The sequence below is a fragment of the Lelliottia sp. SL45 genome, assembly GCF_026672535.1.
Classification (GTDB): Bacteria; Pseudomonadota; Gammaproteobacteria; order Enterobacterales; family Enterobacteriaceae; genus Enterobacter; species Enterobacter nimipressuralis.
In genome coordinates, this window is the sequence record NZ_JAPPRH010000001.1 from 535,213 (window position 1) to 555,952 (window position 20,740).

The 20,740-nt window shown below is 56.8% G+C and carries 14 protein-coding genes; 5 read left to right on the forward strand and 9 right to left on the reverse strand.

From position 1 onward, the window contains the following. Positions 1 to 232 precede the first annotated feature (232 nt). Together ppc and OVA10_RS02645 are read left to right on the forward strand one after the other, a co-directional pair. On the forward strand, positions 233 to 2,884 hold the full coding sequence (gene ppc, locus OVA10_RS02640; protein WP_100778397.1) for a phosphoenolpyruvate carboxylase: 2,652 nt from the start codon (positions 233 to 235) through the stop codon (positions 2,882 to 2,884). 94 nt (positions 2,885 to 2,978) lie between these two features. Continuing rightward, positions 2,979 to 3,827, forward strand: coding sequence for a helix-turn-helix transcriptional regulator (locus tag OVA10_RS02645; protein WP_100778396.1), 849 nt, complete (start codon positions 2,979 to 2,981; stop codon positions 3,825 to 3,827). Here the strand turns inward: OVA10_RS02645 and OVA10_RS02650 are convergent. The 5 genes from OVA10_RS02650 to OVA10_RS02670 are packed head-to-tail and all read right to left on the reverse strand — an operon-like array spanning position 3,814 to position 8,773. After that, positions 3,814 to 4,170: a PTS fructose-like transporter subunit IIB gene (locus OVA10_RS02650; RefSeq protein WP_100778395.1), complete on the reverse strand. Its 357-nt coding sequence runs from the start codon at positions 4,168 to 4,170 to the stop codon at positions 3,814 to 3,816. The genes OVA10_RS02645 and OVA10_RS02650 overlap by 14 nt on opposite strands. 1 nt (position 4,171) lies before the next feature. Continuing rightward, complete coding sequence (locus OVA10_RS02655; RefSeq protein ID WP_248859331.1) at positions 4,172 to 5,047, reverse strand: [formate-C-acetyltransferase]-activating enzyme; 876 nt, start codon at positions 5,045 to 5,047, stop codon at positions 4,172 to 4,174. Further along, on the reverse strand, positions 5,013 to 7,307 hold the full coding sequence (locus OVA10_RS02660) for a formate C-acetyltransferase (RefSeq protein WP_268195156.1): 2,295 nt from the start codon (positions 7,305 to 7,307) through the stop codon (positions 5,013 to 5,015). Before OVA10_RS02660 ends, OVA10_RS02655 begins: the two co-directional genes overlap by 35 nt. A 51-nt stretch (positions 7,308 to 7,358) precedes the next feature. After that, the gene (locus tag OVA10_RS02665) at positions 7,359 to 7,679 is read right to left on the reverse strand and encodes a PTS fructose-like transporter subunit IIB (RefSeq protein ID WP_100778392.1); all 321 of its coding nucleotides are present in this window, start codon (positions 7,677 to 7,679) and stop codon (positions 7,359 to 7,361) included. Between the two features lie 14 nt (positions 7,680 to 7,693). Continuing rightward, a complete protein-coding gene (locus tag OVA10_RS02670) occupies positions 7,694 to 8,773 on the reverse strand; it encodes a PTS fructose transporter subunit EIIC (RefSeq protein WP_100778391.1) in 1,080 nt (359 codons plus the stop codon). Positions 8,774 to 9,087: 314 nt separating this feature from the next. Between OVA10_RS02670 and ptsP the strand changes: the two genes are divergently transcribed. The 3 genes from ptsP to gldA are packed head-to-tail and all read left to right on the forward strand — an operon-like array spanning position 9,088 to position 13,382. Further along, entirely contained in the window at positions 9,088 to 11,589 is a 2,502-nt protein-coding gene (ptsP, locus tag OVA10_RS02675; protein WP_268195158.1) for a phosphoenolpyruvate--protein phosphotransferase, read from the forward strand. A 14-nt stretch (positions 11,590 to 11,603) separates the two neighbouring features. Further along, the gene (fsa, locus tag OVA10_RS02680) at positions 11,604 to 12,266 is read left to right on the forward strand and encodes a fructose-6-phosphate aldolase (protein WP_268195160.1); all 663 of its coding nucleotides are present in this window, start codon (positions 11,604 to 11,606) and stop codon (positions 12,264 to 12,266) included. Between the two features lie 12 nt (positions 12,267 to 12,278). Next, positions 12,279 to 13,382, forward strand: a complete 1,104-nt coding sequence (gene gldA / locus OVA10_RS02685; protein ID WP_248859336.1) for a bifunctional L-1,2-propanediol dehydrogenase/glycerol dehydrogenase — start codon at positions 12,279 to 12,281, stop codon at positions 13,380 to 13,382. Between the two features lie 119 nt (positions 13,383 to 13,501). Here gldA and katG read toward each other — a convergent pair whose 3' ends face one another. The 4 genes from katG to metB form a co-directional block, all read right to left on the reverse strand. Further along, a complete protein-coding gene (katG, locus tag OVA10_RS02690) occupies positions 13,502 to 15,679 on the reverse strand; it encodes a catalase/peroxidase HPI (protein ID WP_268195161.1) in 2,178 nt (725 codons plus the stop codon). A gap of 208 nt (positions 15,680 to 15,887) precedes the next feature. Beyond that, the gene (metF, locus tag OVA10_RS02695; RefSeq protein ID WP_181827028.1) at positions 15,888 to 16,778 is read right to left on the reverse strand and encodes a methylenetetrahydrofolate reductase; all 891 of its coding nucleotides are present in this window, start codon (positions 16,776 to 16,778) and stop codon (positions 15,888 to 15,890) included. Between the two features lie 239 nt (positions 16,779 to 17,017). Next, the gene (locus OVA10_RS02700; protein WP_102105675.1) at positions 17,018 to 19,450 is read right to left on the reverse strand and encodes a bifunctional aspartate kinase/homoserine dehydrogenase II; all 2,433 of its coding nucleotides are present in this window, start codon (positions 19,448 to 19,450) and stop codon (positions 17,018 to 17,020) included. A gap of 2 nt (positions 19,451 to 19,452) precedes the next feature. Then, positions 19,453 to 20,613 (reverse strand): cystathionine gamma-synthase, encoded by a 1,161-nt coding sequence (gene metB / locus OVA10_RS02705; protein WP_123429949.1) that lies wholly within the window; start codon positions 20,611 to 20,613, stop codon positions 19,453 to 19,455. Positions 20,614 to 20,740: the final 127 nt, after the last annotated feature.

Sequence of the window (20,740 nt, forward strand, 5' to 3'; positions counted from 1 at the left end):
CCAGGAGAGGGCACCAAAACGCATGATCCTCGTCACATTCTCATAAGCATCTCTTATCTGACGCGAAGCGAATTAAATTTCGTAAATTGCCCACATTTATTCGTTTGCTGAACCGTTTTCGCAGCAATTGACGGCAGGGGGTTTACGTGGCTTTATAAAGGGAGATGACAAATAAATGTCCAAAAGATTTCTGAATGGGCATAAACAAAAATGATGGGGTGACTGGGTTTTTATGAACGAACAATATTCCGCGTTGCGTAGTAATGTCAGTATGCTCGGCAAAGTGCTGGGAGATACCATCAAGGACGCGCTGGGAGAGAACATTCTCGACCGCGTTGAAACCATCCGTAAGCTGTCCAAATCCTCCCGAGCAGGAAATGAAGCGAACCGCCAGGAGCTGCTCACCACCTTGCAGAACCTGTCCAACGACGAACTGCTGCCCGTCGCGCGCGCGTTCAGCCAGTTCCTGAACCTGGCTAACACCGCCGAGCAATACCACAGTATTTCGCCGAAGGGCGAAGCTGCCAGCAACCCGGAAGTGATTGCCCGCACGCTCAGAAAACTCAAAGACCAGCCCGATCTCAACGAAGAGACCATCAAAAAAGCGGTGGAATCCCTCTCCCTGGAACTGGTGCTTACCGCGCACCCGACCGAGATCACCCGTCGTACGCTTATCCACAAAATGGTGGAAGTGAACAACTGCCTGAAGCAGCTTGATAACAAAGACATTGTCGATTACGAACGCAACCAGCTGATGCGTCGTCTTCGCCAGCTGATTGCCCAGTCCTGGCACACGGATGAAATCCGTAAGTACCGTCCAAGCCCGGTTGATGAAGCCAAATGGGGCTTCGCGGTCGTGGAAAACAGCCTGTGGGAAGGAGTGCCAAACTACCTTCGCGAGCTAAACGAACAGCTCGAAGAGAATCTGGGCTACCGCCTGCCGGTGGATTTCGTGCCGGTGCGCTTCACCTCCTGGATGGGTGGCGACCGCGACGGCAACCCAAACGTCACCGCTGAAATCACCCGCCACGTCCTGCTGCTGAGCCGCTGGAAAGCCACCGACCTGTTCCTGAAAGATATTCAAATCCTGATTTCTGAACTGTCGATGGTCGAAGCGACGCCAGAGCTGCTGGAACTGGTCGGCGAAGCGGGCGCCAGCGAGCCGTATCGTTACCTGATGAAAAACCTGCGCAGTCAGCTGATGGCGACCCAAGCCTGGCTGGAAGCGCGCCTGAAAGGCCAGCGTCTGCCGAAACCGGCGGGACTGCTCAGCCAAAACGAACAGCTGTGGGACCCGCTCTACGCCTGCTATAAATCACTACAGGCATGCGGAATGGGCATCATCGCCAACGGCGAGCTGCTCGACACCCTGCGCCGCGTGAAGTGTTTCGGCGTGCCGCTGGTACGAATCGACGTGCGTCAGGAAAGCACCCGCCACACCGAAGCGCTGGGCGAGCTGACCCGCTATCTCGGCATTGGCGACTACGAAAGCTGGTCTGAAGCCGACAAACAGGCCTTCCTGATCCGCGAGCTGAACTCAAAACGCCCTCTTCTCCCGCGCAGCTGGGAGCCGAGCGAAGAGACCAGCGAAGTGCTCAACACCTGTAAAGCGATCGTTGATGCGCCAAAAGGATCTGTCGCCGCCTATGTGATCTCCATGGCGAAGACCCCGTCCGACGTGCTGGCCGTACATTTGCTGTTAAAAGAAGCCGGTATTAGCTTTGCGCTGCCGGTGGCTCCGCTGTTTGAAACCCTCGACGACCTGAACAACGCCAACGACGTGATGACCCAGTTACTGAACATCGACTGGTATCGCGGCTTTATTCAGGGCAAACAGATGGTAATGATTGGCTATTCCGACTCCGCGAAAGACGCGGGCGTGATGGCGGCCTCCTGGGCGCAGTACCAGGCACAGGACGCGCTGATCAAAACCTGCGAAAAAGCGGGTATCGAATTAACGCTGTTCCACGGACGCGGCGGCTCTATCGGTCGCGGCGGCGCACCAGCGCACGCGGCACTGCTTTCGCAGCCGCCGGGCAGCCTGAAAGGCGGCCTGCGTGTCACCGAGCAGGGCGAGATGATCCGCTTTAAATATGGCTTGCCGGAAGTGACCATCAGCAGCCTGTCGCTCTACACCAGCGCGATTCTGGAAGCGAACCTGCTACCACCGCCGGAGCCAAAAGACGCATGGCGTCATATCATGGACGAACTGTCGGATATCTCCTGCGATCTGTACCGTGGCTATGTGCGTGAAAACAAAGATTTCGTTCCGTACTTCCGCTCCGCAACGCCGGAACAGGAGCTGGGCAAACTGCCGCTCGGTTCACGTCCTGCGAAACGCCGCCCAACCGGTGGCGTAGAGTCTCTGCGCGCCATTCCATGGATCTTCGCCTGGACGCAAAACCGTCTGATGCTGCCTGCCTGGCTGGGTGCCGGTGCCGCGCTGCAAAAAGTGGTCGAAGACGGCAAGCAAAGCGAGCTGGAAACCATGTGCCGCGACTGGCCTTTCTTCTCCACCCGTCTGGGAATGCTGGAGATGGTGTTCTCCAAAGCCGACCTGTGGCTGGCGGAATACTACGATCAGCGCCTGGTCAAACCGGAGCTATGGGGCCTGGGTAAAGAGCTGCGCGAGCTGCTGGAAGGCGACATTAAAGTCGTGCTGGATATCGCCAACGACTCGCACCTGATGGAAGATTTACCGTGGATTGCCGAGTCCATCCAGCTGCGCAACATCTACACAGACCCACTGAACGTATTGCAGGCAGAACTGCTGCACCGTTCCCGTCAGGCGGAAGAAGCCGGCAAAGAGCCAGACCCGCGCGTGGAACAAGCGCTGATGGTCACCATCGCGGGCGTCGCTGCGGGCATGCGTAACACGGGCTAATCTCTGTTTTACGCTCATCAGGCCACACCATTTGTGGCCTTTTTTTATGCTTGCAGGTAAGGTTTTCTCTTTGGTCAACACGGAAGGAAATGCCATGCAGCAAGATATCAGCCTGATCCTGGCCGAATTGATTGAAGGCCCAGCATCCCTGCGGAAAGTGCATTTTGCTAACCCCGCGACTCCCGCACCAGAGCTGGCGCTGCAGGTTGATTTCCCACGTCTGGAGATTGTGCTGGAAGGCTCCGTGAAAGACGTATCGACCGGAGTTTTGCAGGCTCAGGATGTCTTATATGTCCCGGCAGGCGGCTGGAACTCGCCGCAATGGCAACAACCCGCTACCGCGTTAAGCATTCTGTTTGGCAAACAACAGCTTGGTTTTAGTCTGGTGCAGTGGGATGGCATAGCCCTGCGCAATCTGGCGAAACAGCACGTTGCACGCCGAGGCCCGCGTATTGGCTCATTCCTGCTGCAAACATTGCATGAAATGCAGATGCAGCCACAGGAGCAGCAAACCGCCAGGCTGATTACCTTAAGCCTGCTCAGCCATTGCACCGACCTGCTCGGCAGCCAGATCCAGACCGCTTCACGCAGCCAGGCCCTGTTTGGCGCCATTCGTGACTATATTGATGAGCACTACGCGTCGCCGCTGACCCGTGAATCCGTCGCGAAAGCGTTCTACATCTCACCCAACTATCTTTCGCATCTTTTCCAGAAGACAGGCGCGGTGGGATTTAACGAATATCTGACGCATACCCGGCTCGAGCATGCTCGCCGGTTGCTGAAGGGGTATGATTTGAAGGTCAAAGAGATCGCACACAGCTGTGGGTTTATTGACAGTAACTATTTTTGCCGACTGTTCCGCAAAAATACGGAACGCTCGCCGTCTGAGTATCGCCGCCAGTACCACAGCCAGCTCACCGGAAAGTCGGTTAATCCAGAATAAGCTGGGTATGCTGCGGGGCAGACAGCAGTTTACGGACGGCAACCATCACCTTTTGCGGATCGCGCAAGAACGCATTGATGCCGCATTTCACATAGCGACACTGCTCGAATCGCTCCACGCCAGCCAGTTCAATATCCGTAATGAGCAGAACCACTTCCGCCTGACGAATGTCCTCTTCTGTCAGTTCGCATTCAATGCCCAGAGCACCCTGGGTTTCGATTCGAATGTTCCACTTTTCCTGGTGGCAGAGCTTTTCCAGCCGTTCCGCTGCCATGTAAGTATGGGCGACACCGCTCACACAGGCAGTCACTGCGACAATTCGGTGTTCCGCGATAGCGGCCATATTAACCTCCAACGGTTACCAAAAATCCTGCACGCTCGGCCATCTGTCGCACCCGGGCGATGTCCTCTTCCGTCGGTACAGCCACCTGGCTCATGGTCCACGCGTGTCCGAGCAGCCGATATTTCGGCTCGCCGTACTGATGGAAGGGCAACAAATGCAGTTGCCGTATTTTTGAGGGTATCAGAAATGCCAGTAAGCGATTCATATTCGTCTCACTCAGCGTATAGCCGGGGATGAGCGGCACGCGTGGGATCACGTTGATGCCCTCTTCCACCAGACGCAGCAGATTATCCAGCACCCTCGGTAAATTCATATTTATCACGGTTTTCGCCTGGTCTGAATCCATGATTTTCAGATCGAACAGCACTTCATCGCACTGCTTCGCCAGGGGTAAAAGGCGGGAAAGCGGCGCATCGCCTGCGGTTTCAATGGCGGTATGAACTCCCCACCGACGCAGCCGTTGCAATAGCTGAGTGGCAAAAGGCGCCTGCATCAACACCTCACCGCCGGAGAGCGTCACTCCGCCGCCGGAGGAGCGAAAGAAGACCTCATCTTTCATCACCTCGCGTTCAAGTTCTTCAAGCGTAACATCGCGACCAATGTGCTCAAACGCACCGGAAGGGCATTCGGCAACATCTCGCAAGCAGGGTGCGCAGTGCAGACATTTGCTCTCCCTGCGCACGGTCTCGATCTTTGGCGAGATGGATTCCGGATTCGCGCACCACGGGCAGGAGTGGGGACAGCCTTTGAAAAAGACCACCGTGCGGATGCCCTGCCCATCATTCAGGGAGTAGCGCTGGATGTTAAAAATACGCGCCTGGTCAGCGCGTGTTTCTATCATTTCACAGCTGATGCGCGGTACGGCGGATAATGTCATCCTGAATCTCCTTCGACAGCTCAACAAAGAAGGCACTGTACCCGGCGACGCGGACCACCAGCCCGGCAAAATCCTGCGGGCGTTGTTGCGCTTCGCGAAGCGTATCCGCATTCACCACGTTGAACTGAACATGCTGTAATTTCAGCTGGGTGAATGCACGCAGGAAATCGGCCAGTTTTTGTAACCCGGCGTCACCTTCGAGGGTGGCTGGCGTGAATTTCACATTCAGCAGCGTGCCATTAGAGAGCAGATAGTTATCCAGCTTACTCACAGATTTCAGCACCGCCGTCGGGCCCTGCATGTCCTGGCCGAGCATCGGCGACAGGCCGCCGTCCGCCAGCTGCTCACCGGCAAAACGCCCATCCGGCGTGGCTCCGACAACAGCGCCGAGCGGCACGTGGGCTGAGACGGTATAGGAACCCGGCGTGAATTGCCCCCCACGCGGATTACGATACTTTTCGACCTCTTTGCAGTAGTGGCGCAGGAGTTCAGCGCTGATATTGTCGACCTCATCGATATCATTGCCGTATTTTTCGAAGCGATGGATAAGCCGCGCACGGACCTTTTCACCCTCGGGCGTCGCGAAGTTCGCTTTGAGTACCGCCAGTAGTTCATCAAAACTTAAGCGCTGCTGCTCAAACACCAGCCCTTTTAAGGCATGAAGCGAATCACTCAGATTGGCGATCCCAATACCCTGCACGCCAGAGAAGTTATACCGTGCCCCGCCTTCGGTGATGTCCTTGCCGTTATCAAGACAGTCGCGGATAAAGGAAGAGAGCAGCGGAACCGGTGCCCAGTCGCGATGGCCAATGTCGCATATATTGCTGCCTTCGACCATTAACGCAATGTAGTGGTTAATTTTGGTGCGGATATGTTCCAGCAATTGGTCATAACTCAGCGTCGTATTGCCTTCGTTCTCCTGCATCGCAATTTCCATTACCTTCAGCAGGTTAAACATGGCGATATCGTGCAGACCGTAGGTTTTACCCGGAATCGATAACTCAACGCAGCCGACAACCGCGTAATCGCGCGCATCTTCCAGCGACACCCCGCGATTCAGGAAAGCGGGCACTACCACCTCGTCATTGAAAATCTGCGGAATACCGGTGCCCAGACGAATAGTTTCCGCCGTTTTGAGCAGGAACGGCCTGTCGATAAACTCATTGACGCGAACGCCCAGATTCGGCTGCGGTAACTGGATACTCTGATAGGCATCGAGGCAGAGGAATGAGAGCACGTTTACCGCGCTGCGGCCATTTTCCGTCAGGCCGCCCAGCAACGCGGTGTAGCCCGTCGGGAATCCGGCAAAATAGCGGGCGCTGCTGGTCGAGCGCAACAGCACCACGTCGTTGCATTTCACCCACAGAGATTCTAATAACTCTTTAAGGAACGCCGCATCTTCGCCCTGGCTCAGCGAGGCCTGATAAAACGGCAGCATGTACTGATCGAAGCGGCCAATAGAGAGCGAACTGGCGTTAGATTCATACTGCAAAATGACGTTCATGTACCAGAACAGCTGACATGCCTGCCAGAAGCTTTGCGGCTTGTATTGGGCGTTGTGGCGCGAGTTTACAGCGATGGCCAACAGCTCCTGCCGACGCGGTTCGTCATAGCGTTCAGCCATCTCTTCCGCCAGCGCCGCGTAGCGCAGGATATGGCGTTGCGAGGCTTCAAGCAGCAGTAGCGCGGCCTGGTAAAATGCATTCTGCGGCTCGCACTGACAGTGCTCGTTCATCTCAGCCACCAGCGCACCCAGCCCGTTGTTCAACAGACGCGGGTAATCAATGATGATGTGCCCCTGGCCTTTATCCGTCTGGTTAACGCTGAAAATCTGCGTGCTTACCGCCGCTTTGACCTCTTCCGTCATCTGGCTATTGATGAAGTCCTTCATCGACCGCTTTTCCCAGTACGGATAAAGCACGTCGCGGTAGAGGCGTTTGTCTTCTTCGCTGATATTAAAGCGATCCTGCGGGCGGGTGGAGAACTGCTCCAGCTCTTTCAGCAGCCAGTACGGGTCCATTTCGGGCGACATAATCCCGGCGCGCGGTTTCACCGTGCGGTTACCGGCAATCAGTTCATCATCACGAATCGCGATCTCAACGTGGTCGAGAATATACGCCGTCGCTTTTGCCCGACGCAGAATGACCGGTTCGCCTTCCGTCTGCTGATGGCTTTCGGTGTAGAGCAGCGCACGTTCAAGCGAGATTTCACGCGGGCTGGCGAACAATGCGTCTTTCAGGCGCTGAATACGATTCGTCATGATTAAACTCCAGTAACTGAAAACAAGCCCGCCCCGAAGGGCGGGAAGAGGTCAGGCGGTTTGCGCCAGGTGGGCATCAATTTTGTTCATGATGGCTTCTGCGCGTTTGACCGCATCACTGATGTTGACGCGCACAATGGTTTTTCCGGCGAAGCGCTCTTCAAACTTAATGCCGATATCTTTTGTCAGGATGACCATATCCGCTGCGGCAACGTCTTCAGCCGTCAGTTCGTTTTCAAGGCCGATAGACCCCTGGGTTTCGACTTTGACTTCCCAGCCTTTGGCTTTAGCGGCGCTTTCCAGCGCTTCGGCGGCCATGTAGGTGTGGGCAACGCCAGACGGACACGCGGTGACTGCAATAATTCGGGCCATGTTTTCTTCCTCACTCAGTTAATTTCGAAATCCAGATCCAGGTCGTCTTCCTTCTCTTCGACCTGTTTCGCGTTCTTACGCGCAATGCTTTTCAGTACGTTGACGCTGACCGCCGTGACCACGGCCCCCACGGCAACGGCCGCGATATACCCGAGCTTGCCTTCCACTACGGGCAGCACAATCAGACCACCCCACCCGGCATAACATTGCGCGCCAAATACGGCTGCTGTGACTGCACCGCAGGCTGAGCCAAGCATGATGGAAGGAATGACGCGCAGCGGATCGGCAGCGGCAAAAGGTATTGCCCCTTCCGTCACACCCACACAGCCCATGACCAGCGCGGCTTTACCGGCTTCGCGCTCTTCTGCGTTGAAATTCTTGCGGTTGATAAGCGTCGCCAGTCCCAGCCCTAATGGCGGTACGCAGATCCCAACCGCTGCGATAGCCACCACGGTATAAACCCCCTGTGCCACGCAAATCAGCATGAACGCGTAGGCCACCTTGTTGATAGGGCCGCCCATGTCGAAGGCCAGCATGAGTCCCATGATGACGGCGAGTACCACGATGCTGCCCTGCTGCATGCCTTGCAGCCACTGCGTTAATCCGGTAGTGAGTGCGCCGACAGGCTCACCGAGGCCCCACATCATGATGCCGGCGGTGATAAAGGTGCCGATGATAGGGATGATGAAAATCGGCATAACCGAGCGAAGCACTTTTGGCACTGGCAGTTTCTTCAGGTAGAAGACGACGATACCGCCGAGGATCCCGGCGATGATGGCGCCAAAGAACCCTGCGCCGAAGCTGTTACCGACCCATGCTGCGATAGCGCAGGGTGCGAGCGCCGCGCGTTCGGCAATGGAATAACCGATATAGGCCGCCAGGAAAGGCACCATCAGCGTTAAGCCCGCCACGCCAAGATCGAACAGTTTTTTCAGATTGGGATCGGTGGCAGCGTCCGGAACGGCCCCTTTGCCATAGAGCATGACCGAAACGGCCAGCAAAATACCGCCTGCGACGACGAAGGGGATCATGTGCGACACCCCTGTCATCAGATGCTGCCGCGTGTTCTTGAGAATATGCATCAACTCTTTCATGTGTCGCTCCCGGGCTTTCGCTCGCCTATATCCTTAAAGATGTTGTGGCAACAATAGGCAATCGGAAAGCGGGCTGACAGTGGACAAAAAGGGCATTTGCTGGATTTTTGTAATACAGAAAGAAAAATGCGATCCGCCTCGAAATTTCCACCCTCCTTCAAAAAGCGCAAAAACAGTGAACCTGTGAGTCAAATCTCACTTTTCGCCGGACATTACATTTGTCCAGCGTTTGGCAGTTTTGTCACATGGCGCGTCTCACCGTCGCGCTCGTATGCTTTCCACTAATAGTGATTTTGGTTTTCAGGAGTGTGCGTATGACCCAGGTTGTGGATTTTGTCTGTGATTTGCCCAATGGCGTACATGCACGCCCGGCAAGTCATGTTGAAACGCTGTGCAATACTTTTACCTCGCAGATTGAGTGGCACAATCTGCGCAGCGATCGGAAAGGCGATGCCAAAAGCGCGCTCGCCCTGATCGGCACCGATACTCTGACGGGTGATGCCTGTCGCCTGGTGATTACCGGTGCAGATGAACAACATGCCTATCAGCGCCTGGCCCAGTGGCTAAAAGAGGAGTTTCCCCACTGTGACGCTCCCCTCGCCGCCACGATTAGCACCGACCTCGACCCGTTACCGGAATCCCTGACTCGCCTCAACCCGACGCTCTTTCGCGCCCTGCCCGTATGCAGCGGCAGCGATCGCGGCGTGCTTACACTGCTGACTTCGCTGGATCTCAACGCGTTAACGTCACTCCCTGACGCTCGAGGCGCGGAGGAAGAACAATCTTCACTGGATAAAGGTCTGACGCTGCTGGTGAAAAGCATTGAGCTGCGCGCGCTGGATAGCGACAGCACCGCAAGCGCCATTCTGGAAGCCCATCGCTCGCTGGCGACGGATACCTCACTGCGTCAACATCTTCTGGCAGGCGTCAATCAGGGGCTAAGTTGCGCGCAGGCGGTTATCGCCACGGCAAATCATTTCTGCGCTGAGTTTTCGCGCTCCAGCAGCAGTTATTTACAGGAGCGCGTACTGGACGTACGCGATGTCTGCTATCAACTCTTACAGCAGATTTACGGCGAGGAGCGCTTTCCGGCACCGGGTCAGCTGACGCAACCGTCCGTCTGTCTGGCAGACGACCTCACGCCGGGCCAGTTCCTGGAGCTGGATAAAACCCTACTGAAAGGCCTGCTGCTGAAAAGCGGCGGCACCACTTCCCACACTGTGATTCTGGCGCGTTCGTTTAACATCCCAACGCTGGTGGGCGTCGACAGCGATAGCCTGCTGTCATGGCGCGATCAATCGGTGTTTATTGACGGCAATGCCGGTGCCATCGTGGTGAATGCCAGCGAGGCGGTTGCCCGTTATTACCAGCAGGAAAAGGCCGTGCAGGAGCAGCTTCGCGAACAACAGAGCGTCTGGCTCGATCGCGAAGCGAGAACCGCGGATGGCTTGCGCATTGAAATTGCTGCCAACATTGCCCATTCGGCAGAAGCGCAGGCCGCCTTTGGCAATGGCGCTGAGGGAGTAGGCCTGTTCCGCACCGAAATGCTGTACATGGATCGCGCCTGCGCGCCCTGTGAAAACGAGCTGTACAACATTTTTTGTCAGGCTCTGGAAAGTGCAAACGGGCGGAGCATCATTGTGCGCACCATGGATATCGGCGGTGATAAACCCGTTGAGTATCTGAATATCCCGGCGGAGAACAACCCGTTCCTCGGCTATCGTGCCGTCCGTATTTACGAAGAATATTCCGCGCTGTTTACCACTCAGCTCAGGGCGATCCTTCGCGCGTCTGCGCATGGCAGCCTGAAGATCATGATCCCGATGATCTCCTCGATGGAAGAGATCCTGTGGGTGAAGGAAAAACTTGCTGAAGCCAAACAGCAGCTGCGCGCCGAACATATTCCGTTTGAGGAGAAAATCCCCCTCGGCATCATGCTGGAAGTGCCGTCGGTGATGTTCATCATCGACCAGTGCTGCGAAGAGATTGATTTCTTTAGCATTGGCAGTAATGACCTGACGCAGTACCTGCTGGCGGTCGACAGGGATAACGCCAAAGTGACCCGCCATTACAACAGCCTGAATCCGGCATTTCTGCGGGCGCTCGATTTCGCCGTGCAGGCCGTGCATCGTCAGGGGAAATGGATTGGTCTTTGCGGTGAACTCGGGGCAAAAGGCTCTGTGCTGCCGCTGCTGGTCGGGCTGGGGCTGGATGAACTTAGCATGGGCTCGCCGTCGATTCCGGCGACCAAAGCGCGTATGGCACAGCTGGACAGCCGCGCGTGTCGTCAGTTACTCAATCAGGCGATGGCATGCCGCACGTCTCTTGAAGTGGAGCATCTGTTAGCGCAGTTCCGTATGAATCAGCAGGACACCCCGCTGGTCACGCCGCGCTGTATTTCTCTCGATAACGACTGGATCAGCAAAGAAGAGGTCATGAAAGGCATGACCGACAAGCTACTGCTGGCCGGACGTTGCCGCTATCCGCGCAAGCTGGAAGCCGATTTATGGGCGCGGGAAGCCGTTTTCTCGACCGGTCTTGGTTTCAGCTTTGCCATCCCGCACAGCAAATCTGAGCACATTGAGCAATCCACCATCAGCGTCGCACGGCTGAAAGCCCCCGTGCAGTGGGGCGATGAAGAGGCGCAGTTCATCATTATGCTGACCCTCAACAAACACGCCGCGGGCGATCAGCACATGCGTATTTTCTCGCGTCTGGCGCGCCGCATCATGCACGAAGATTTCCGCAACGCGCTGGTCAATGCCAGCTCCGAAGAGGCCATCGCGGTCCTCCTGCAACGTGAATTAGAACTGTAAACAGAGGAAGAGTCATGGAACTGTATCTTGATACCGCCAACGTGGCGGAAGTTGAACGTCTGGCCCGTATTTTTCCGATTGCTGGCGTGACCACCAATCCCAGCATTGTCGCCGCCAGCCGCGAGTCTCTCTGGGATGTGCTGCCGCGCCTGCAAAAAGCCATCGGGCCGGAGGGCACCCTGTTTGCACAAACGATGGGCCGTGATGCCGAAACCATGGTGGCCGAAGCCAAACGTCTGAGCAACGTACTGCCGGATATCGTGGTCAAAATCCCTGTCACCGCGGAAGGGCTGGTCGCAATCAACGCGTTGAAAAAAGAAGGTATTACGACGCTCGGCACCGCCGTTTACAGCGCGGCGCAGGGTTTATTGGCCGCGCTGGCTGGAGCGAAATATGTCGCGCCATACGTTAACCGCGTCGATGCCCAGGGCGGCGACGGGATTCGCATGGTGCAGGAGCTGCAGTCCCTGCTGGAACTGCATGTCCCTGACAGCAAAGTGCTGGCCGCCAGCTTCAAAACGCCGCGTCAGGCTCTCGACTGCCTGCTCGCCGGATGTGAGGCGATCACACTTCCTTTAGATGTAGCGCAACAAATGCTCGGCACGCCAGCGGTAGAGTCAGCAATAGAGAAGTTCGAGCACGACTGGAAAAACGCGTTTGGTAACCTCAATCTCTAAAGGAGAAACGTTATGGACCGTATCATTCAATCACCGGGAAAATACATTCAGGGCGCGGATGTTCTCAGCCGCCTTGGTGACTACCTGAAACCGCTGGCCGCGCGCTGGCTGGTCGTCGGTGATAAATTCGTTCTCGGCTTTGCCGAAGAGACGCTGCGTGAAAGCTTCAAAAATGCTGAACTGCATGTCGAAATCGCCCCGTTTGGCGGCGAATGCTCCCAAACTGAAATCGATCGTCTGCGCAAGCTGGCAAAAAGCGCCGATTGCCAGGCCGTTTTAGGTATTGGCGGCGGGAAGACGCTGGATACGGCCAAGGCGCTCGCCCACTTTATGGATGTGCCGGTTGCTATCGCGCCGACCATTGCCTCAACGGATGCACCGTGCAGCGCCCTTTCAGTCATCTACACCGACAGCGGCGAGTTCGATCGTTACCTGATGCTGCCGCACAACCCGAATATGGTTATCGTCGACACCAAAATCGTGGCCGGTGCGCCTGCCCGCCTGTTAGCGGCAGGGATCGGCGATGCGCTGGCAACCTGGTTTGAAGCACGCGCCTGCTCCCGCAGCGGCGCCACCACTATGGCGGGCGGGAAATGTACCCAGGCCGCATTGGCTCTGGCCGAGCTGTGCTACAACACGCTTATTCAGGAAGGCGAAAAAGCGATGCTCGCCGCCGAACAGCATGTCGTGACCCCCGCCCTTGAGCGCGTGATTGAAGCCAACACCTATCTGAGCGGCGTAGGCTTTGAGAGCGGCGGATTAGCCGCAGCACATGCGATCCACAACGGTCTGACGGCCATCCCTGATGCGCACCACTATTACCACGGTGAAAAAGTCGCGTTTGGCACCCTCACCCAGCTGGTGCTGGAAAATGCCCCGGTTGAGGAGATCGAAACGGTGGCCGCGCTGTGCCATAGCGTCGGATTGCCGATCACGCTGGCGCAGCTGGATATCAAAGAGGATATTCCGGGCAAAATGCGTCTGGTGGCAGAAGCGTCATGCGCAGAAGGCGAGACGATTCACAACATGCCTGGCGGTGTAACGCCGGATCAGGTGTACGCAGCACTGCTGGTTGCCGATCAGTACGGGCAGCGTTTTTTACATGAGTGGGAATAATTCCTGTCACCGGATAGCACTGCGCTAACCCGGCCTACTAACTGCTTAGGGGCACACAAGCGCTGCCACCGCAGAATAAAAAAATCCCCGCCAGAGCGGGGATTTTCATCTGTACAGAATTACAGCAGGTCGAAACGGTCCAGATTCATCACTTTCACCCAGGCGGCGACAAAGTCCTTCACGAACTTCTCACCGGCATCCTGGCTGGCATACACTTCTGCCAGTGCACGCAGAACCGCGTTAGAACCGAACACCAGATCGGCACGCGTTGCGGTGTATTTCACCTCTCCGCTTTGACGATCGCTGCCAGCGAACAGCTCATTTGAGTCATCGGTGGCTTTCCATTGGGTGTTCATATCCAGCAGATTGACGAAGAAATCGTTGCTGAGCACACCCACGCGATCGGTGAAGACGCCGTTCTGACTGCCGTCAAAGTTGGCCCCCAGAACACGCATCCCACCCACCAGCGCAGTCATTTCTGGCGCAGTGAGCGTCAGCTGCTGGGCTTTGTCGATCAGCAGAGATTCTGTCGTCGCACTGTCCTGCTGAGCGCGATAGTTACGGAAACCATCGGCAACCGGCTTGAGCAGCTCAAACATTTCGATATCCGTCTGATCCTGGCGCGCATCCACACGGCCCGGCGTGAACGGTACGGTGATGTAAACCCCTGCCGCTTTCGCAGCCTGTTCAACACCCACCACACCGGCCAGCACGATGATGTCGGCCAGCGACGCTTTATGGGCAGACTTATAGATGCCCTCCAGGGTTGGCAACGCGCGCGCTGCAGCGGCGTTAACATCCCAGTCGCGCTGCGGTGCCAACGCCAGACGCGCCCCGTTGGCACCCCCGCGTTTATCGCCACCACGGAAGGTGGAGGCCGACGCCCAGGCAACCGACACCAGTTCGCTAACGGACAGCCCGGAAGCTGCAATTTCTGCTTTCAGGCTTTCAATGTCCGCAGCCGTTGGCTGGAAGAATGCCTGCGGCAGCGGGTCCTGCCAGATCAGATCTTCTTTCGGGACTTCCGGACCGATGTACCGCGCTTTTGGCCCCATATCACGGTGCGTCAGTTTGAACCACGCGCGGGCAAAGGCTTCGTTGAACGCCTGCGGGTCGTTGAGGAAACGACGAGAAATCTTCTCGAATTCCGGGTCCATACGCAGGGTCAGGTCGGTGACCAGCATGGTTGGCTTACGTTTTTTCGACGGGTCGAACGGATCAGGAATCATCTCTGGCGCGTCGACAGCTTCGAATTGAATTGCGCCTGCCGGACTGCGCGTCTGCACCCATTCGAATTTGAACAGGTTCTCGAAGAAGTAGTTGCTCCACTGAGTTGGAGTTTGCGTCCAGACCACTTCCAGACCGGAAGTAATAGCGTCTGCGCCCACGCCGCTGCCGTGGGTGCTGGCCCAACCTAAACCTTGGGCTTCAATCGGTGCGGCTTCAGGATCAACGCCAACATGCGTCGCTTCTGCGGCGCCGTGAGTTTTACCCAGCGTGTGACCGCCCGCGATCAGGGCCACGGTCTCTTCGTCGTTCATACCCATGTTGCCGAAGGTGGCGCGAATAGCCGCCGCCGCAGACAGCGGTTCACCGCTGGCATTTGGCCCTTCCGGGTTGACGTAAATCAGCCCCATTTCAGTCGCGGCTAAAGGACGTTTCGCCAGCGCTTCCGGATCACGATGAGCCAGCCAGGTTTTTTCATCACCCCAGTTCACATCCAGATCCGGTTCCCAGACATCTTCACGCCCGGCACCAAAACCAAAGGTACGGAAGCCGGAGTTTTCCAGCGCCACGTTACCGGCCAGGATAAACAGGTCGGCCCAGGAGATTTTCTGTCCGTATTTTTGCTTAATCGGCCATAACAAACGGCGCGCTTTATCAAGGCTGACGTTGTCCGGCCAGGAGTTTAAAGGTGCAAAACGCTGTTGACCGCGCCCTGCACCGCCGCGACCGTCAACGGAACGGTAGGTGCCTGCGCCATGCCATGCCATACGAATAAACAAGCCCGCGTAGCTGCCCCAGTCGGCAGGCCACCACGGTTGAGAATCGGTCAGAAGGGCTTTGAGATCGCCTTTGAGGGCGGAGTAATCAAGTTTGCTGAATTCTTTGCGGTAGTCGAAGTCTTCACCCAGCGGGTTAGAACGGTTGGAATGTTGATTCAAAAGATCGACGCGAAGTTGCTTGGGCCACCAGTCGCGGCTGTTCGTGCCAGCGCCCGCGCTTTGGTCAGGCCCGCCTTTATGAAAAGGGCACTGTCCGGTTGATAACGTGTTATGGGTATCGTCTGTGCTCATCTCTCATGCTCCCTCTACAGTATTTAGCTTAAAGATATACACCTCTGCTTAGAAGGTATAGTTGAGATAACGCACGGATTCGATAGTTATTTCCGTTTAATTGACCCTGGAAATTATATGCCTATTGTGTGCAGGGGCGATGGCGTTGATATGACGGGGGAAGCGGAGGGAGAAGAAAACAAAAAACCCTCCGAAGAGGGTTTGTCGATTACAGGCCAGGGCGAACGCCGAGGGTGTGACAGATGGCGTAACTCATTTCGGCGCGATTCAGGGTGTAGAAGTGGAAGTCCTTGACCCCTTCGCGGCTTAAAATCTTCACCATGTCCATCGCGATATTGGCACCGACCAGCTTGCGCGTTTCGGCATCATCGTCCAGCCCTTCGTACATTTTTGACATCCACAGCGGGATGCGCACGTTGGTCATGTCGGCGAATTTCTTCGCCTGCTTGAAGTTGGACACCGGCAGGATGCCTGGAATGATCTCAACATCAATGCCCGCCGTGATGCAGCGGTCGCGGAAACGCAGATAACTTTCCACGTCGAAGAAGAACTGCGTGATCGCACGGTTTGCACCGGCATCCACTTTGCGTTTCAGGTTGAGCAGATCGGCCTGCGCGCTTTTCGCTTCCGGATGCACTTCCGGATACGCCGCCACAGAGATATCAAAATCGCCGACCTCTTTCAGGAGCGCCACCAGGTCGGTGGCGTACATGTCCGGTTTACCGCTGCCCGGTGGCAGGTCGCCGCGCAGGGCGACGATATGGCGAATACCGTTGTCCCAGTAGTCCTTGGCGATAGTGCGCAGTTCGTCGCGGGTCGCGTCGATACAGGTCAGATGCGGTGCCGCTTCCAGACCGGTGCGATCCTTAATGCCTTTAATAATGCTGTGCGTACGGTCGCGCTCACCGGAGTTGGCGCCGTAAGTCACAGAGACGAACTTCGGCTTCAGACTGCTCAGGCGATCGATAGAGCTCCACAGGGTTTGCTCCATTTCACTGGTGCGCGGCGGAAAGAATTCAAAAGAGACGTTAATCTGGCCCTGCACTTCAGCCAGGCTCTGATTCAGGGCTTCCCGCTGGTTGGCGTGAAAAAAGCTCATACCTTACCTCATCAATCGCGTGATAATTATTGCTGTTTATAAACATCTATCCATTTAGACGTCTGGATGTAAAAATGACGGAAAAGCGGGATGACGTCAACAGAAATCATCGGCATTAACGGTGAGGAATGTTCAGGAAAGATGAAGAACGTTCATGATGGCGGGGAGAAGTGCAGGGTGAGCGCGCTCTGGCGCCCTCACCCTTACCCTCTCCCTTACGAGAGAGGGAAACAAAAAGACTACAGCAGCTGCGCCAGGCGATTAATGTCTGACTGAATCGCCCCGGCGGTGACGTCGCGCCCCGCGCCTGGCCCACGAATCACCAGCGGGTTATCACGGTACCAGCGGCTTTCGATGGCGAAGACGTTATCGCACGGCAGCAACGCCGCCAGAGGATGCTCAGGGCGAACGGCCTCAACACCCACGCGGGCTTTACCGTTAGCGTCAAAACGGGCCACATAGCGCAGAACCAGCCCCATTTCGCGTGCCGCTTCCAGGCGTGACACCATCTGTTCGTTCAGCTCCTCACCGTTCTCGAAGAAGTGATCGACCGACCCCTCTTCGCAACCGGCCGGAACCAGCGACTCCACACGCACCTGGCCTGGCTCAATGTCGTAACCCGCTTCACGCGCCAGAATGACCAGCTTGCGCATCACGTCTTTTCCGGCGAGATCCACGCGCGGGTCCGGCTCCGTCAGCCCCTGCTGCCACGCCTGGTCCACCAGGTCCGTAAACGGAACGGTGCCGTCAAACTGCAGGAACAGCCAGGAGAGGGTACCGGAGAAGATACCGCTGATTGCCAGAATGCTGTCACCGCTGTCGATCAGGTCGCGCACAGTGTGGTTCACCGGCAGACCGGCACCCACGGTGGCGTTATACAGCCAGTGACGACCGGTTTTCTCAAACGCGTCGTGGATTTGGCGGTATTTATCGGTGCTGCTTGCGCCGGCCAGTTTGTTCGCGCTGATGACGTGGAAACCGTGGCTGGCAAAATCGAGGTACTGATCGGCCAGCTGCTCGCTGGCAGTGACGTCCAGCACGACCAGATCGTCGTACGGGTGCGCGCGCATCCACAGGAACAGGGACTCTTCGTCCTGCTCGACGGCTTCATCGTTGAAAAATGCGAGCGCGCGGCTGGCGTCCAGCCCGTCGTAGTTCAGCAGGCTGCGGCGGCTGTCCACCACGCCTGCTAATACAAATTCAAAACCGGTGCGTGCAGAGAGCGTCGTTTGCTCGCGGGCAAACAGCTCCAGCCAGCGGGAACCGATGTTTCCCTTCCCGAACAGCACCAGGCCGATACGTTTTTCCGCGCGGAACAGGGTGGTGTGCAGCCCCTGAATCAGGCTCTCGGTGGGGCCTTTACGCAGCACGGCGACCAGGCTGATGCCCTCTTCCGACTGCCAGGTGAACTCCACCGGCTGGCCTTTCAGCTGTTGCCAGAAACGGTGGCAATGGAGCGGGTTACGGGTGACACCCGCGCCGACCATCGCGACCAGCGCCAGCCCCTGACGCAGGCGAAGTTCGCCCGGCAATCCGGCTTCATCAAGGATTTTCAGCGCGCTGTCAGCCACTTCGGCGGTGTAGCAGAACTGCAGCAACTGGCGGTCGTTGTGCACGCCAACGGCCAGAGGGCGCACCTGGGCGCGCTTGAGGATCAGGTCGATATCTTTGTGCGCCAGTTTGAAATCTTGTCCGGCAGGCACCTGGAATTCGATCAGGCAAATATCATCGTGACTGGTCACGATGCGCGCGCCTGTGCCCGAAGCCAGTACGCGTTCGATACGGGTCGAACCTTTATCTGGGGTGTAGCTACAGCGCAGCTGCAGGTCGATATCGCTGCCCGAAACAGGCTGTAAGGTACGGGCGTGCAGCACCGGTGCTGCCAGACGCGCCAGCTCACTGGCTTCGTCCAGACGCAGCAGCGGCAGCAGACAGGCATCTTTTACTTTGCGCGGGTCGGCGCTATACACCCCGGCCACATCGCTCCAGATAGTGACGCGAGACGCCCCCGCCAGCGCACCGATTTGCGTTGCCGAGTAGTCCGAGCCGTTACGGCCCAGCAGCACGGTTTCGCCCGCGTTGCTGCGGCTGATAAAGCCCGTCACGACGATGCGTTTGCCCGGATGCTGCACCAGCAGCTGTTGCAGCAGAGGATAAGAGAGGCCCTCGTCGACCTGCGGTTGCGCCGCACGCTCAGCGCGCAGGAAATCGCGCGCGTCCAGCCAGGCGGCCTCCAGCCCTTGCTGCTCCAGGACTGCCGCCATCAGGCGCGCAGACCAGACTTCACCGTGGCCGACCACTTCAGCGTAAACCGCTTCGGTCACGCCGCTGTCCAGTAATCCGGCCAGACGCTCCAGATCGTGAACAAATGCGCTGATGAGGCTGTCTGCCGCGTCCGCAGGCAGCAGGCCGGCGATCAGATCGCTCTGATAGCGGCGTAACGTTTGTTGAACCTGATGCGCAGAAAGGCGATCGGTCTGGCTTAATTTCAGCCAGCTAATCAACTGGTTGGTAGTGCTGCCTGCCGCCGAGACAACCATCATGTCGCCCGGCATCGAATACTCCGCCATGATCCCTGCGACACGCAGGTAACATTTCACATCAGCAAGACTACTACCACCAAACTTGTGCAGCTGGCGACCCTTCGCCCCTGCCTGCGCTATCACACTCATGATTACCCCTTGGCTGCGACCCGGAAGGCATTTTCCAGATCGGCAATTAAATCTTCACAGTCTTCAATACCGGTTGAGATGCGTAACAGCGTCTCGGAAATTCCGGCGGCGGCACGCGCCTCTGGCGCCATGCCTGCGTGCGTCATTGTCGCGGCGTGGGAGATCAAGCTTTCGACTCCCCCTAAGGATTCCGCCAGCGTAAACAGTGACAACCCGCTCAGGAAGCGACGCAGCGTTTGCTCATCGCCATCCAGTTCAAAACTTAACATCGCGCCAAAACCTTTTTGCTGACGCGCGGCAATCTCGTGGCCCTGATTTTCCGGCAGCGACGGGTGATATAACTTTTTCACCAGCGGCTGGTTTTTCAGGAACTCGACAATCGCCTGGGCATTACGCTGTGCCACTTCCATGCGCGGCGACAGTGTACGCAGACCGCGCAGCAGCAGATAGCTGTCGAACGCGCTGCCGGTGACGCCAATGTTATTGGCCCACCATGCCAGTTCAGTGACAACCTCCGGATCTTTTGCAATCACCACCCCGGCGACCACGTCCGAGTGGCCGTTCAAATATTTGGTGCATGAATGCAATACCAGATCCGCACCCAGTGAAAGCGGGTTCTGAAGCGCCGGACTGAGGAACGTATTATCCACTACACTTATCGCTCCCGCATCCCTTGCGAGCTGACAAATTTTCGCAATATCGACAACGCGCAGTAATGGATTGCTTGGACTTTCCACCAGAACCAGCTTTGGCTTTTGGGCCAGCGCCTGTTGTAGCGCTTTTTCGTCATTCTGATCGACGAATAAAACACGGTAACAGCCGCGTTTTTCCAGGCTGTCGAACAGACGGTAGCTGCCGCCGTAACAGTCGTGCGGAGCTACCAGCAGATCGCCAGGTTTCAGGAACACGGTCGTCACCAGGTGAATGGCTGACATACCGGTATTGGTCAGTACCGCGCCAGCACCGCCTTCCAGCTCCGCCAGCGCGCGCTGGGTCACGTCACGCGTAGGGTTGCCACGACGCGAGTAGTCATGCGCACGGGGTTCATTAAATCCGGTGAAATTGTAAGTACTGGAAAGATGAATCGGCGGGACAACGCAGCCGTACTGCTCGTCATCATTTAATCCGCTACGCACTGCGATAGTGGCCTGTTTACGCGTCATGGTGAAGGCTTCCTGGCGAAAGAGGTGAAAAGTCAGGCACCAGAGTAAACACTGAAACTATAGACGTCAATACATCTGGACATCTAAACTTCTTTGCGTATAGATTGAGCAATGCGAGAATAGCCGT